The organism is Bacteroides sp. B1-V-101, assembly GCF_023656585.1.
GTDB lineage: Bacteria > Bacteroidota > Bacteroidia > Bacteroidales > Bacteroidaceae > Bacteroides > Bacteroides thetaiotaomicron.
This window is the reverse complement of sequence record NZ_JAMOKH010000001.1, coordinates 167,070-182,786: the sequence shown is the minus strand read 5'-3', so window position 1 is coordinate 182,786 and position 15,717 is coordinate 167,070. Positions and strand designations below refer to the sequence as shown.

Below are 15,717 nucleotides of genomic sequence, written 5' to 3'. Positions count from 1 at the left end.
TGCACATCACCATACGAGCAAACAAAATAGTGAATAGTAATTTACAGCATATAATAGCACTCATTGCAGCCATATTCATATCGGCGGCTCTCCATGCAACAAACCTGAACAAAGAACGACTTACCTTACTCCAGCCACTTGTCGAGCATGATCTTTCTTTCAATACAAATATCGATATTACAACGGACAGCATCATCTTATGGGAAAAGCTCTTAAGCCCCGAACTTGAAAAGCAGCAAGAATATCATATTCTGTTTCCATTGAAAATGATGGCAGTTCAGGCATTAATTACAGAAGGAAATATCAGTCTGGCAGTCAACAACGCCAACTCAATGTATCAGCAAGCCAAAGCTATAGATTATCCTTTCGGAACGGCACTGGCATTGCGTGCCCTTGCAGACACCTACCAAAGTTCGGGAAATCCCCAGTCTGCTATAGAGTCTTATGAGGAATCCTTGAAAATAATGCAAAAAATTCCGGCAAGTATTCCATATCTTAAGACAAGCATGTTTCATTTGATCCTGAGCAAACTCAAATACAGGCAAATGACAGATATCGAAAAAGATTTTGCCTATCTGGAGTCTCTTTACCATAAAGAATCAGGTTTGCCCGATGACTTCTATCTGCCTTGCAGCTATGCCTATTATTATATACAGACAAACAACCTTCCAAAAGCACTGGAGTATCTGAAACAGCTGGACTCCATCTACGAAAAATATCCGTATCCCTACTATTCTTCAATCAGCAACTATATGTATGCCGGCTATCATATTGAGTCAAAAGAATATGATAAAGCGCTGAAAGAATATGAAGAATTACTCACCATAACAAAGAAAACGGCTTTATTCAGACATGTTCAGTTATTACAGGAACGCGCCAAAGTCCTGGTACTTATGAATCAGAAACAAGAGGCGTGCAAGATTTATGAGGAGATTAATCATCTCAAAGATTCATTGGACGCCCAAAGTTATCTCAGCCAGATAAACGAACTGCATACCCTGTATCAGATAGATAAAAGCGAACTTAATTATATCAACATACAAAAAAATCTCTATTATTGGAGTCTGTCTGTGATCTTAGTGATCGTAGTACTGATCATCATTGCCATTTTCCGCATCAAGCGCACCAACAATCGTCTTCTGCAATCACAACAGGAACAGGAAAAAGCCAAGAAACAAGCAGAAAAGTCTATCCACACCAAAAGCCTTTTTCTCTCCAATATGAGCCATGAGATTCGTACTCCGCTCAATGCTTTATCTGGTTTTTCAGCTATTCTGACAGAAGAATCCATCGACAACGAAACGAAACAACAGTGCAACGATATCATCCAGCAGAACTCAGAACTGCTGCTCAAACTGATTAATGATGTAATTGACTTATCCAGCCTTGAAATTGGAAAAATGCAATTCAAATTCAACGAGTGTGATATTGTAGCGCTATGCAGAAATGTCATCGACATGGTAGAGAAAATAAAGCAGACTCAAGCGGAAGTACGGTTTTCCACCTCTCTCAGTTCACTGAAGCTGACCACGGACAGTGCCCGCCTGCAACAAGTACTGATCAATCTGCTTATCAACGCCACAAAGTTTACTGCACAAGGCACTATCACCCTGGAACTGGTGAAACAAACGGAAGATACGGCCCTTTTCTCCGTTAGTGATACCGGTTGCGGAATCTCCAAGGAGAACCAGAACAAGATATTCAACCGCTTCGAAAAGCTCGATGAAAACGCACAAGGCACAGGACTCGGATTATCTATCTGCCAGCTTATCATTGAGCAACTGGGAGGCAAAATATGGATCGACCCGGACTATGACAAAGGAGCACGTTTTCTGTTCACACACCCGATTTGCCATGCGCAGATAAAGAAGGAGGAAACACGATGAAACGACTGATATTACTGATCATCACCTGCTATGGCCTACTGTCGGGCTATGCAAACACCGATACAGCCTCAGACAGTCTGCTGCAAGTGTTGCAAACACTGCCGCATGACACCACACGCCTCTCTACCCTGAACGACATTATCAAGATAGAGCAGAACAACTACAAATGTATCCAGTATTCGGATTCGCTGATGCAGGAAGCGTTAAAACTGAAAAATGACAAGTATGCCAGTTTAGCCGCTTATTATCATTTGTTGTATTATTACAACCGTTGCGAACAGGATAGTGTAGCCAAATGGATAGTCAAGATGGAACCGTTGGTACAAAAATCCGGTTTATGGGATTATTTCTTCGACGCCCGACGCTTTCAGATTGACCTATACACCTTTACCGAACAATATGAGCTTGCCATCAGCGAAGCAAACAAGATGAAACAGAAAGCCCTTGATATTGACAATAACCGTGGAACGGTAGCTGCTTATCAGTGCCTGTCCAACGCATATATCGGCAGCCAGCGCTGGGACGAGGGGCTCAAAGCATTGGAAGAAGCCTACAGGCTGCTTCCAAAGAATGGCAATGCAGTAGTCCATATCTCCGTCCTGTCACAGCTCATATCCGTAACCAAAGAAATGAAGGACAATTACAGGCAACTAAAATACCTGCAAGAGTTGGAAAATGTACTCCGTAAATTCATCATTGACAATCCATCTCTAAAAGACGGATTTGCAGACGTATTCATTTTCAATGAGATTTTCTATGCGCATTATTACCTGAATACCAATCAGCCCCAAATTGCTTATTCACATATAGAAAAGTCTAAAAAGTATCTGACTGAAAATACCTATTTCATGTATAAGGTGCTCTACTACGACATCTATGCGAAATACTATCAGAGTATCAAACAATATCAGCAGGCATCAGCCTACATCGACACGACATTAACTATGCTCAAGAAAGATTTCACCAGCGACTATGCCGAACAACTGCTGAAACAGGCTAAAATATGGGTGGAAGCCGGAGATAATAACAGAGCGACAACTCTCTACCAACAGGCACTGGCCATCAAGGACTCAGCTGCCATGGCACTCTCCAACACCCAAATGGAGCAAATCAAAAAAAGCTATAATCTGGATAAGATAGAACTGGAACAACAAAAGCAGACCAACCAAATACGTCTGATCAGCCTGATCGTAATCAGTGCCATTCTGATCGTATTATTTATTTCCCTATTCCGGCTCTCCAAAATCCGCAAAGCCCTGAAATATTCCGAGAGCGAAATACGCAAAGCAGCGGAAACGGTACGGGTAACCAACGAAATAAAAAATCGCTTCCTGTCAAACATGAGTTATAACATCCGGACCCCGCTCAACAACGTGGTAGGTTTCTCGCAACTCATAGCCAGCGAACCGAATATAGATGAAAAAACAAGAGAAGAATACTCGGCGATCATCCACCAAAGCTCAGAAAGATTAATGAGACTGGTCAATGATGTACTCGACCTGTCTCGTCTGGAAGCCAAAATGATGAAGTTCCAGATACAAGACTATGATGCTGTCTCACTTTGCAACGAAGTATGCTACATGGCACGCATGAATAATGAAAAGACAGGCATTCAAGTCCGCTTCACTCCGGAAGTCGAGTCACTGTCCCTTCGCACAGATACCACCCGATTGGGATACGCTCTGCTCAGTACCCTGACCTATCCGCATGAACATGAAACAGAGGGACAACAGGAGGAACGGATTATCCGCTTTACATTAAGCCGGAAAGGTGAAATGCTTTATTTCCGCATTCTCAACTCTCCATTGGCGGACGAGGCTTTCACCTCACAGGAGACCGGCATCAGGCATGAGATCAACCAGTTATTGCTGGCTTACTTCGGAGGAAGCTATCAGGTAAACGCCCGGGGAACGGAAGGCCCGGAAATTGTTTTCACCTATCCCATTGCTTCAGAATCGGAATAAAGCGCTATCTTTGCAAACTGTAAACTTAAACGCTTAATTATGTATACCAACAAACAGATTTGGAGTGTCAGTTACCCGATACTACTCAGCTTGCTGGCGCAAAATGTCATCAATGTCACCGATACCGCATTCTTAGGGCACGTTAGTGAAGTGGCCCTGGGAGCTTCGGCTATGGGTGGACTATTTTATATATGTATATTCACCATCGCTTTCGGATTCAGCACAGGATCACAAATTGTCATTGCACGACGCAATGGAGAAGGACGCTACAGTGATGTAGGTCCCGTAATGATTCAGGGGATTATGTTCCTCCTGTTGATAGCTATATTGATGTTCGGCTTCACCAAAGCGTTCGGAGGAAATATCATGCGGTTGCTGGTTTCTTCCGAATCCATCTACGAAGGCACTATGGAGTTTCTGGACTGGCGTATTTACGGGTTCTTCTTCTCGTTTGTCAATGTCATGTTCCGTGCCCTGTACATCGGCATCACACGTACCAAGGTCTTGACCATCAATGCTGTTGTCATGGCATTAACCAACGTCATATTGGACTATGCACTGATTTTTGGTAAATTCGGTCTGCCGGAAATGGGAATCAAGGGAGCTGCCATCGCTTCTGTACTGGCGGAAGCCTCTTCCATTCTCTTCTTCCTTATCTATACATATATCAGTGTTGATTTGAAAAAGTATGGTCTGAATCGTCTGCGCTCGTTCGATCCGGCATTGCTGATGCGTATTCTCAGCATTTCTTGCTTCACGATGCTTCAATATTTCTTATCGATGGCGACCTGGTTCGTGTTCTTTGTTGCCGTAGAACGGTTGGGACAACGGGAACTGGCCATTGCCAATATTGTCCGTAGTATCTACGTCGTACTGCTGATTCCGGTGAATGCACTGGCAACAACGACCAACAGCCTTGTCAGCAATGCCATCGGCGCAGGAGGTATCCAATACGTCATGCCGCTTATCAATAAAATAGCCCGATTCTCGTTCTTCATCATGCTAGGACTGGTGGGATTGTCGGTTTTGTTTCCTCAGTTCCTCCTCTCCGTATATACCAGCGAAGCAGCGTTAATCACCGAGTCCGTACCTTCGGTATACGTTATCTGCTGCGCCATGCTCATTGCATCAGTAGCCAATGTCGTATTCAACGGCATCTCCGGAACAGGAAATACGCAGGCAGCCCTGTTGCTCGAAACCATCACGATTGCCATTTACGGTTCCTACATCGTTTTCGTCGGAATGTGGCTCAAAGCACCGATTGAAATCTGCTTTACGATTGAGATTCTGTACTATACCTTGCTGTTGATAACAAGCTATATTTACCTCAAAAAAGCAAAATGGCAGAATAAAAAGATATAAATACAAGAGATTTTTGTACATTTGCAGGCTCAAATAATTAATTCGTAATTAAACAACTATGTTCGATAATTTAAGTGAAAGACTAGAACGGTCATTCAAGATTCTGAAAGGTGAAGGCAAAATCACCGAAATTAACGTGGCGGAGACGCTGAAAGATGTACGTAAGGCATTGCTTGATGCCGACGTTAACTACAAGGTTGCAAAAACTTTCACTGACACGGTGAAGGAAAAAGCCATCGGTCAGAATGTACTTACGGCTGTGAAGCCAAGCCAGTTGATGGTGAAGATTGTGCACGACGAACTGACCCTGTTGATGGGTGGCGAAACGGTAGAAATCAACCTCGAATCCCGTCCGGCAGTAATCCTGATGTCAGGTCTGCAAGGTTCGGGTAAGACTACTTTCTCCGGTAAGTTGGCACGCATGCTGAAAACGAAGAAGAATCGCAAACCATTATTGGTAGCCTGTGACGTTTACCGTCCGGCAGCTATCGAACAGTTGCGTGTACTGGCAGAACAAATTGAAGTGCCGATGTACTCAGAACTGGACAGCAAAAATCCGGTAGAGATTGCACAACACGCCATTCAGGAAGCCAAAGCCAAAGGATATGACCTCGTAATCGTCGATACAGCCGGACGTCTGGCCGTAGACGAACAAATGATGAACGAGATCACCGCTATCAAAGAAGCGATCAATCCGGACGAAATTCTGTTCGTGGTAGACTCCATGACAGGACAGGATGCCGTCAATACAGCCAAAGAATTTAATGAACGTCTGGACTTCAACGGTGTGGTACTGACCAAATTGGATGGTGACACCCGTGGTGGTGCGGCTCTTTCTATCCGTTCGGTAGTCAACAAGCCGATTAAATTTGTGGGTACAGGTGAAAAGCTGGATGCTATCGACCAGTTCCACCCGGCACGTATGGCAGACCGTATCCTCGGCATGGGTGACATCGTTTCGCTGGTAGAACGTGCTCAGGAACAGTATGACGAAGAAGAAGCAAAGCGTCTGCAAAAGAAGATTGCCAAAAATCAGTTCGACTTCAACGACTTCCTCAGCCAGATTGCCCAGATCAAGAAGATGGGTAATCTGAAAGAACTTGCATCCATGATCCCGGGCGTAGGCAAAGCTATCAAAGATATTGATATCGACGACAATGCTTTCAAAAGCATCGAAGCTATCATCTATTCCATGACTCCGGCAGAACGTTCCAATCCGGAAATATTGAACGGCTCACGCCGTACACGTATTGCTAAAGGTAGCGGAACAACGATTCAGGAAGTAAACCGTTTGCTGAAACAGTTCGACCAGACTCGCAAAATGATGAAGATGGTAACCAGCAGCAAAATGGGAAAGATGATGCCGAAAATGAAAAAATAAAAAGAATTTTATTCTTTTTCAGATAGAAGGAGGAGGCTTAGGCTTCCTCCTTTATTTTTGGTATTACAGATTTCACTTTCCTATACCAATCAGCCTTTTACCTGGCAACTTCAACTTTTCAAGTTTTCACTTTCCACAGGCTCTTGTAGTGATTACTCCCGCCATGATAAACCCAATATAAAACACTGCGTTTTACAAGGTATAAAGCTATGCTTTAGGGAGTGAAAAGCATAGTTTTATACCTTGTAAAGCGTAGCTTTAGCTTCCATATCCCCTCTCCTTTCGCCAACAACTACACTGAAAGATTATCCTAAAAGCATATTAATATCACTATTTACTTGTAATGATTACAATTTTATAAAGATTTTATATGAATATTCATTTTTATTTCTTTACTTTGCAAAAGATAACAAAACAGAAGCACGAATATGTACTATGTATATGTAGCAGGTTACATTTTATTTGCAGCAGCCATGCAGCTGTTCACAGGAAACTTTCCTGTTTCTTTTCTCGCCTTTCCGCTGAATATCATCTTTGCGGCGATCTGGCTTTTCCTGTTATGGATACTATATAAAGAATATAATAATCTAAGAATCACCCGTTTTCTCGGTTCATCCAAAGCCAGCGTTTTATCTATCAGCCTGTTTATCGGTGGTTGCCTGATCATAGGACTTTTCCCCCAACTATCTGAACCGGAAGCAGAAATGCGCAATGGAATATCAGCCTCATTGGGATGTTACAATTTCATGACTTCATGGATATTCATTTCTATACTCTTATTATTATTAAGCAATCTGGCGATGATCACCATCCACGCCTGTCGGCATCGCAAACAAGCACGCTGGCGCTTTATTCTGAACCATACAGGTTTATGGCTGGCTCTGTTTGCCGGATTTCTGGGTAGCAGTGACACGCAGACATTACGCATACCTTTATATAAAGGTGAACCGACACATGAGGCATTCGACATGAATGGCGCATCTTATTATTTAGATTATGATATGGAACTCAATTCGTTCGCTGTAGAATATTACCCGAACGGACGTCCTTCCCGCTTTTCCGCCAATGTACGTTTGGGGAATGAGAACGTTCTGTTGGAAGTAAACCACCCCTATTCTTACCGTCCGGGGGAAGACGTCTACCTCACCGGATACGACGTTACGAAAGGCAACGAAAGCAATTACTGTATTCTACAGGTCGTAAAACAACCCTGGAAGTATGTGATGGTAGCGGGTATTCTGATGATGCTTGCAGGAGCAGTTCTTTTATTTGTAAACGGAGCTAAAGCGTATGATAAACTGGGATAACTTCTATGTATTTGCAGCAGTATCCATCTGCTTATGGTTGGCAGGAGCTGTATTTGCCCTTCGTTCATCATCGAAAAGTAAGGTGGCAATCGGTTTTACTTCCGGCGGCATTATTATATTGGGAGTATTCATTGCCGGATTATGGATATTCCTCCAGCGCCCTCCATTACGCACTATGGGAGAAACCCGCTTGTGGTATTCATTCTTCATGGGAATAGCAGGATTGCTAACCTATATCAGATGGAAGTATCGCTGGATTCTCTCTTTCTCGACGTTACTTTCCACAGTTTTTGTGATCATTAATTTGATGAAGCCTGAGATACACGATCAGTCATTGATGCCAGCGCTGCAAAGTGTATGGTTCATCCCGCATGTGACCGTATATATGTTCTCTTATTCCGTTCTGGGATGTGCTTTCATCATCGCCCTGACCGGACTGTTCCGTCATAAAGAAGAATACCTGCATACAGCAGACAATCTGGTCTACGCAGGCGTCGCTTTTCTTTCCATCGGTATGCTGCTAGGTTCTCTCTGGGCAAAGGAGGCTTGGGGAAACTACTGGAGCTGGGACCCTAAAGAAACTTGGGCAGCCATCACCTGGATGGGATATTTGCTCTACATTCACCTCCGCCTGTTCAGAAGAACCGGACGGAAAACACTCTACGTCCTGCTCATTATCTCCTTCCTTGCTTTACAAATGTGCTGGTATGGAGTCAACTACCTGCCGGCAGCCCAACAAAGCGTACATTTATATAATCGTAATAACTAACCTCAAAAAACAAATGTGAAATGAAGAGAAGTACAAAACTAATCGTAGCATTTTTGGTAGTCGTGGCGGCATTGGCAGTCACTTACCGACTGATGCACCGGGTGCCTTCTGCCGATTTGGAAGCAAACGTGCAGATGCAACAGATTATTACGGATGCAGGATGCCTGAGATGCCATACCTCGACACCGGAACTGCCGTTCTATGCAAGTATGCCTGTCGCCGGAAAAATTGTAATGGAAGACGTGAGCAAAGCCTATCGCGCTTTCGACATGACTCAGATGGAGAAAGACATGAAGGAAGGCCGCCCTGTCAATCCGGTTGACCTGTCCAAAGTAGAAAAAGTAATCCTCGACGGAAAGATGCCGCAGGCAAAGTATTACCTCGTACATTGGGGAGCTTCTTTCAATGATGCAAAGAAAGAGGTAGCACTGAGCTGGGTAAAAAATCACCGCATGGGACTGTATACCGATGTAGCGGTAGCACCTGATTTCATTAACGAACCGATTCGTCCTATTGCCGACTCGATCTCAGTCGATGTACGCAAAGTGGTTTTAGGAAATCTGTTGTATCACGACACCCGCTTATCGGCAGACAACACCGTTTCATGTGCCAGCTGTCATGGCCTGGATACCGGTGGCGTTGACAACAAGCAGTATTCTGAAGGAGTAGGCGGTCAGTTTGGCGGTGTCAATGCCCCGACCGTATACAATGCTGCCTATAACTTTGTTCAATTCTGGGACGGACGTGCCGGAACTCTGGCAGAACAAGCTGCCGGCCCTCCATTGAATCCGGTAGAAATGGCTTGCGAGTCATTCGATCAGATCATCAGCAAACTGGCAGAAGACAAGAATTTCGTAGTAGCATTCAACGAAGTATATCCCGACGGATTGAGCGAAAAGAATATCACAAATGCTATTCAGGAGTTCGAAAAGACATTGCTGACTCCTAATTCACGCTTCGACCGTTATCTGAAAGGACAGAAAGATGCCATCACCGCAGATGAAATCGCCGGATACGACCTTTTCAAGAAATATGACTGTGCGACTTGTCATGTGGGAGAAATCCTCGGCGGACAATCTTATGAACTGATCGGTGTACAGCATGATTATTTCGCAGACCGTCAGGCAGAAATGACTGAAGAAGACAACGGACGATTCAAGCAGACAAAAGCAGAGCGTGACCGCCACCGCTTCAAAGTGCCGGGATTGAGAAATATCGAACTGACCGCTCCTTATTTCCACGACGGCAGCATGGCTACTATGGATGATGCGGTTCGCGCCATGGCCAAATATCAGTTAGGCATCGACCTGCCACAACCGGAAGTAGATAAGATTGTCGCCTTCCTCCGTACACTGACCGGAGAGTATAAAGGCAAATTACTGACGAATAAGAACATGATCTGACAAGACCAAACAGAGGCTCCATTTCACCCGAACAGAGCCTCTGATTGATGTAAACAGAGCCTCCGTTTCACTTGAACAGAGGCTCTGTTTTTCTTGCCTGAAAATCAGAGCTTTTCCTTGTTCTTTTTGCCTTCTTTCCTACTCGCATTCCAATATGTTCCGCTGTCCCCTCTCCACAAAAAGTCCATTCCTTTTGGAGAGTTCAGTTATTTATTTTACTTTTGTCCATCACCAATAAATACTCTGAAAATATGACTCTGATAGACGGAAAAGCCATTTCCGAACAAGTGAAACAAGAGATTGCAGCCGAAGTAGCCGAAATTGTTGCTCGTGGCGGCAAACGCCCGCATCTGGCAGCAATCCTTGTAGGACATAATGGTGGCAGCGAAACGTATGTAGCCGCCAAAGTAAAAGCCTGCGAAGTATGTGGATTCAAATCCTCCCTCATCCGTTACGAAAGTGACGTGACCGAAGAAGAACTACTCGCCAAAGTACGCGAACTGAACAATGACGACGACGTAGACGGATTTATCGTACAGCTCCCGTTACCCAAACATATCTCCGAACAGAAAGTTATCGAAACGATCGACTATCGTAAAGATGTAGACGGATTCCACCCTATCAACGTGGGACGCATGTCTATCGGACTTCCCTGCTATGTATCCGCCACCCCGAACGGTATTCTCGAACTGCTGAAACGCTATGAGATAGAGACGTCGGGAAAGAAATGTGTTGTACTCGGCCGCAGCAATATTGTCGGCAAACCGATGGCTTCACTGATGATGCAGAAAGCGTACCCGGGAGATGCAACCGTCACTGTATGCCATAGCCGCAGCAAAGACCTGGTAAAAGAATGTCAGGAAGCAGATATTATTATCGCTGCTTTGGGACAACCCAACTTCGTGAAAGAAGAAATGGTAAAAGAAGGTGCAGTAGTAATCGACGTAGGTACTACCCGTGTTCCGGACGCCAGCAAAAAATCCGGCTTCAAGCTGACAGGCGATGTGAAGTTTGATGAGGTAGCGCCTAAGTGCTCATTCATCACTCCCGTACCGGGCGGCGTGGGTCCGATGACGATTGTATCATTAATGAAAAATACACTTTTAGCCGGTAAAAAAGCTATTTACAAGTAGAATATTGAAGGACAGTGAAATGTGTTTCACTGTCCTTTTCCTTCCCTTAATCTGACAGTTATGAAAACAATTACGACTCTCCCTCTCTTATTATGTCCGTTTCCTGCCTAAGTAACAATCATTCTCGAAAAGACATTATAATCCTCTTGAACGTATGAAAGAACTATTAGTATCCCTTCTTCTGGTTACACAATTCTCTTGTATCAGCAAAGCGCAAGAAAATGATACTACCACACAGATACTGACAACTGACAGCCTGCAAACAGACACCCTTTCGCTTCTTTTTGCAGGGGACCTTATGCAGCATCAAGGACAAATTAACGCTGCACGTACTGCGACAGGAGGCTACGATTATTCCAGCTATTTTGAATATGTCAAAGACGAAATTCAAAGTGCTGACTTTGCCATAGCTAATCTGGAAGTTACTCTCGGAGGAAAACCGTACAAAGGCTATCCCGCTTTCAGCGCTCCCGATGAATACCTGACCGCTATCCATAATGCCGGATTCAATGTACTGATAACCGCCAATAACCATAGTCTCGACCGTGGCAGAAAAGGCTTGGAACGCACTATACAATTAATAGACTCCTTAAAAATTCCACACGCCGGAACGTACCTCAACGCTGAAGAGCGTGAAAATAAATACCCTCTTTTATTAGAAAAAAAAGGCTTCCGCATTGCCATACTCAACTATACATACGGAACAAACGGAATCCCTGTCACTCCGCCCAACATCGTCAATTATACTGATACGACCATTATATCCAAAGATATCGAAGCAAGTAAAACAATGAATCCCGATGCAATTATTGCTTGTATGCATTGGGGAATCGAATACCAGTCACTCCCTGACAAAGAACAGAAGTTTCTGACCGATTGGCTGCTTCGAAAAGGAGTAAATCACATAATCGGTTGTCATCCTCATGTTGTGCAGCCTATCGAAGTTCGCGAAGACAGTCTGACAAACGGGAAGCATCTGGTAGTATATTCACTGGGGAATTATATTTCCAATATGTCCGCCCGTCGCACGGATGGCGGCCTGATGGTAAAAATGGAATTAGTAAAAGATAGTACCACCCGACTCAACCATTGCGAATATAGCCTGGTATGGACAGCCCGTCCCGTTCAATCAGGAAAAAAGAATCATCAATTACTACCAATTAATTTCCCCACTGACTCCATTTCCGTAAATGCACGTAACTCTCTGAGAATCTTTGCAAATGATGCGCGATCCCTCTTCAGCAAGCATAATCGGGGAATAAAAGAATATCTTTTTTATAAAAAAAAGTAGCAGAATCTTTTGGAGATTTAAAGATAATATCTATCTTTGCACCGCGTTAGAGAAACGCAGACATGGTGGATGTAGTTCAGTTGGTTAGAGCGTCAGATTGTGGTTCTGAATGTCGCCGGTTCGAGTCCGGTCTTCCACCCCCAAGAAATTTTAAAAGACAAGTCCTGTAAAGCGAAAGATTTACAGGACTTATTTTTTATTAATACAATCGCTTTATGGAAAACAACAAAAAACTGACTCGTTCCAGAAAGGAACGAATGATAGCCGGAGTATGCGGAGGTTTAGCCGAATACTTCGGATGGGACCCTACTTTAGTAAGAATAGTCTATGCACTAGCCACCATCTTCACTGCTTTTGCAGGAATTATTATTTATCTTATTCTATGGATCATTATGCCGGAAGAAAGGTATAGCGACGGATACGGTGACAGAATGAATCAACGTTTGCATTAGTATTGCTTTCATAGCCATCCGGAGCATTTACTTTAAAGATCCGGATGGAAATCTTATAGAAATCAGTACATTAATATAATTCGAGTCCGAACTCATCTTTCAGTTGCATCAGCGCCTGATTCTTCTGTGCCATCATCTGGAACTTCTCGACACGACCAACCGCCCGAACAGTTTCTGCAGGTTCACTTACCCGCACTGTCATCGCCACTTTGCTGTTCTTCAATCTTCCACGAAGATAAGTCTGTAATTCCGGAATCAAAGCTGTAAAATCTTTAGCAGCAATCTCATTATCGACCACTACTTCAAAAGTAGTCGAATTATTCAACAATACCGGACGTATCACTTGCATACGCTTTGCAATGGCCACCTGTTCTTTGGGTAACTGTCCCGCATATTCCTGCCAGTAATAATTCAAATCTCTGTCATTGAAAATAAAGTCTTCTTCCGGCTGTGTTTGCACCTGAGCAACATTGGTTTTGGCTGTATTCTGAGCAGCCTGATCACGTTGCGGATTTTTGATAGATACTCCCAAACTAGACATCTTCATCACAGGAATCTTCCGTTCCTCTTTGGAAATCGAAGAGATTCCAACACTCTGTGACGGCGCGGAAGCAGTATTTGCCGGAGCAGCAGCCCCCGAAGCAACAGATACCTGCGGTTGACGCACAGCAGTATTAGCGGCAGACGGCGCAATAGCCGGAGACGAAGCAGTATGAACAGTAGTCTGTTGAGCAGACGGTGCAGAAGCGACCTGCGGCTGCTGAGCTGCGGCAGGTTGGGTGAATACGGGTTTTATGGTCTGCTTAGGGCCACGCCCACCACTTACGTCATCCCCCTCGGTGGTAAGCTGGGCAACCTGTATCAAGGTCAGTTCCACCAGTAAGCGCTTGTTCTTGCTGGCACGGTAATTCAAATCACAATCATTGCAAAGTTTCATCGCACGGTAAAGAAACTGCAACGGGCATTTCTGCGCCTGTTCCTGATAACGCTGACGTATGCTCGCCCCTACTTCCAGTAATGGCAAGGTAGCTGCATCCTTACTGACCAGCAAATCCCGGCAATGAGAAGATAATCCGGTGATGAAGTGACTACCGTCAAATCCTTTATTCAGCACATCATTGAAAAGCAACAAGGCATCACTTACCCTGTTTTCTAAAAAACAATCCGTCAGACGGAAATAATATTCGTAATCGAGAACGTTCAAGTTCTCAATAACACTCTTATAAGTAATATTCCCTCCCGTAAAACTCACTACCTGATCGAAGATAGACAAAGCGTCACGCATACCTCCATCCGCTTTCATTGCAATGACATTCAGCGCTTCGGGTTCTGCCGTAATATTTTCTTTTGCAGCAACGTACGACAAATGATTCACCGTATCTTCGACACTGATCCGGTTAAAATCATAAATCTGGCAACGGGAAAGGATAGTCGGAAGAATCTTATGCTTCTCCGTCGTAGCCAGAATAAAGATAGCGTGGCGGGGAGGTTCTTCCAATGTTTTCAGGAATGCGTTGAAAGCGGAAGCCGAGAGCATGTGCACCTCATCGATAATATATACCTTATATTTACCGATCTGTGGCGGGATGCGCACCTGTTCCACCAATTGACGGATATCATCCACCGAATTGTTGGAAGCGGCATCAAGTTCATGGATATTATACGACCGCTGTTCGTTGAAAGCCACACACGATTCGCATTCGTTACAGGCTTCACCATCGGCAGTAGGCGTCATACAGTTGATGGTTTTGGCGAAGATACGTGCACAAGTAGTCTTTCCCACCCCGCGCGGTCCGCAAAACAAATAAGCATGAGCCAATTTCTGGGTAGCGATTGCATTCTTTAATGTAGTAGTCAGCGCTCGTTGTCCCACCACCGATTCGAATGTGGACGGACGGTACTTACGAGCTGATACAATATAGTTCTCCATATCCGGGATTCTCTCTGTTTTTTTTGATTTTTCGCTTTCAGTGCAAATGTACACAAAAAAGTGATAAGTAATAAAGGATAGAGAAAGAAGTTTTGAACCTAAAGCGGTAAGTTTTTAAGTTATTAGTTTTATCTTTGCGGATATAAAAAAGAGAAATTATGGATAAACTGATCACTATCTGGAGTTTCATATGCCGGCGCAAGTATCTTATCACCGTCGTTGCATTTGCTGTTATCATTGGTTTTCTGGACGAGAACAGCCTGTTCCGCCGTCTGGGATACGAACGCGAAATCAGCCAGCTGAAAGAAGAGATAGAAAAATACCGGGCGGACTACGAAGAGAACACCAAACGTCTCAACGAGCTGAACAGCAATCCGGATGCTATCGAACAGGTGGCACGTGAAAAGTATCTGATGAAGAAGCCCAACGAAGATATTTACGTTTTTGAAGATAATAAATGAAACAATTAGTACCCGCACTTTTCGCCGTAGGCGCAATCATGGCTCTCACAGGGGCTGCCGTATACATCACCGGATGGAACTATGCTCCTTATATCTATACCATCGGAGCCGGATTCATTGCTCTGGCACAAGTAAACACACCGGTTAAAGGAAAAAGCAAAATATTAAAACGTCTGCGTATCCAGCAGATATTCGGAGCACTTGCGCTGATACTTACGGGGGCTTTCATGTTTACCACTCGCGGAAATGAATGGATTGCCTGCCTGACTATCGCTGCCGTACTTGAACTTTACACCGCTTTCCGCATTCCACAGGAAGAAGCAAAAGAAGAGAAATAAAAAAAACCTGTTCAAAGCTTCTCAGTCTTGAACAGGCATC

13 protein-coding genes and 1 tRNA gene are annotated in these 15,717 nt (G+C 44.2%); 13 read left to right on the top strand and 1 reads right to left on the bottom strand.

Features of this window, described 5'->3' with window-relative positions:
• The first annotated feature begins 29 nt into the window (after positions 1-29).
• From NBH01_RS00740 to NBH01_RS00690, 11 genes are all read left to right on the top strand, one after another.
• A complete protein-coding gene (locus tag NBH01_RS00740) occupies positions 30-1,886 on the top strand; it encodes a tetratricopeptide repeat-containing sensor histidine kinase (RefSeq protein ID WP_032813270.1) in 1,857 nt (618 codons plus the stop codon).
• Positions 1,883-3,850: a tetratricopeptide repeat-containing sensor histidine kinase gene (locus NBH01_RS00735; protein ID WP_048698085.1), complete on the top strand. Its 1,968-nt coding sequence runs from the start codon at positions 1,883-1,885 to the stop codon at positions 3,848-3,850. The genes NBH01_RS00740 and NBH01_RS00735 overlap by 4 nt, the downstream gene beginning before the upstream one ends.
• A 39-nt stretch (positions 3,851-3,889) precedes the next feature.
• A complete protein-coding gene (locus NBH01_RS00730; RefSeq protein WP_008767919.1) occupies positions 3,890-5,212 on the top strand; it encodes an MATE family efflux transporter in 1,323 nt (440 codons plus the stop codon).
• A gap of 58 nt (positions 5,213-5,270) precedes the next feature.
• On the top strand, positions 5,271-6,593 hold the full coding sequence (gene ffh, locus NBH01_RS00725; RefSeq protein WP_250699937.1) for a signal recognition particle protein: 1,323 nt from the start codon (positions 5,271-5,273) through the stop codon (positions 6,591-6,593).
• A 428-nt stretch (positions 6,594-7,021) separates the two neighbouring features.
• Positions 7,022-7,900, top strand: coding sequence for a cytochrome c biogenesis ResB family protein (locus NBH01_RS00720; RefSeq protein ID WP_234141360.1), 879 nt, complete (start codon positions 7,022-7,024; stop codon positions 7,898-7,900).
• Positions 7,884-8,669: a cytochrome c biogenesis protein gene (locus tag NBH01_RS00715; RefSeq protein WP_195211551.1), complete on the top strand. Its 786-nt coding sequence runs from the start codon at positions 7,884-7,886 to the stop codon at positions 8,667-8,669. The genes NBH01_RS00720 and NBH01_RS00715 overlap by 17 nt, the downstream gene beginning before the upstream one ends.
• A gap of 20 nt (positions 8,670-8,689) precedes the next feature.
• Positions 8,690-10,072, top strand: a complete 1,383-nt coding sequence (locus NBH01_RS00710; protein ID WP_225678965.1) for a cytochrome c peroxidase — start codon at positions 8,690-8,692, stop codon at positions 10,070-10,072.
• 251 nt (positions 10,073-10,323) lie between these two features.
• Positions 10,324-11,205: a bifunctional methylenetetrahydrofolate dehydrogenase/methenyltetrahydrofolate cyclohydrolase FolD gene (folD, locus tag NBH01_RS00705; RefSeq protein ID WP_117860257.1), complete on the top strand. Its 882-nt coding sequence runs from the start codon at positions 10,324-10,326 to the stop codon at positions 11,203-11,205.
• Between the two features lie 154 nt (positions 11,206-11,359).
• Positions 11,360-12,496, top strand: coding sequence for a CapA family protein (locus NBH01_RS00700; RefSeq protein WP_225678966.1), 1,137 nt, complete (start codon positions 11,360-11,362; stop codon positions 12,494-12,496).
• A 64-nt stretch (positions 12,497-12,560) separates the two neighbouring features.
• A tRNA-His gene (locus NBH01_RS00695) sits at positions 12,561-12,639 on the top strand.
• 72 nt (positions 12,640-12,711) lie between these two features.
• Positions 12,712-12,948: a PspC domain-containing protein gene (locus NBH01_RS00690; RefSeq protein WP_008762121.1), complete on the top strand. Its 237-nt coding sequence runs from the start codon at positions 12,712-12,714 to the stop codon at positions 12,946-12,948.
• Between the two features lie 70 nt (positions 12,949-13,018).
• Here NBH01_RS00690 and NBH01_RS00685 read toward each other — a convergent pair whose 3' ends face one another.
• Entirely contained in the window at positions 13,019-14,878 is a 1,860-nt protein-coding gene (locus NBH01_RS00685; RefSeq protein WP_250699936.1) for a DNA polymerase III subunit gamma/tau, read from the bottom strand.
• A 158-nt stretch (positions 14,879-15,036) separates the two neighbouring features.
• Here NBH01_RS00685 and NBH01_RS00680 point away from each other — a divergent pair, with 158 nt between their 5' ends.
• Positions 15,037-15,339, top strand: a complete 303-nt coding sequence (locus NBH01_RS00680) for an FtsB family cell division protein (protein WP_008762119.1) — start codon at positions 15,037-15,039, stop codon at positions 15,337-15,339.
• A complete protein-coding gene (locus NBH01_RS00675) occupies positions 15,336-15,677 on the top strand; it encodes a hypothetical protein (protein ID WP_008767910.1) in 342 nt (113 codons plus the stop codon). The genes NBH01_RS00680 and NBH01_RS00675 overlap by 4 nt, the downstream gene beginning before the upstream one ends.
• Positions 15,678-15,717 lie beyond the last annotated feature (40 nt).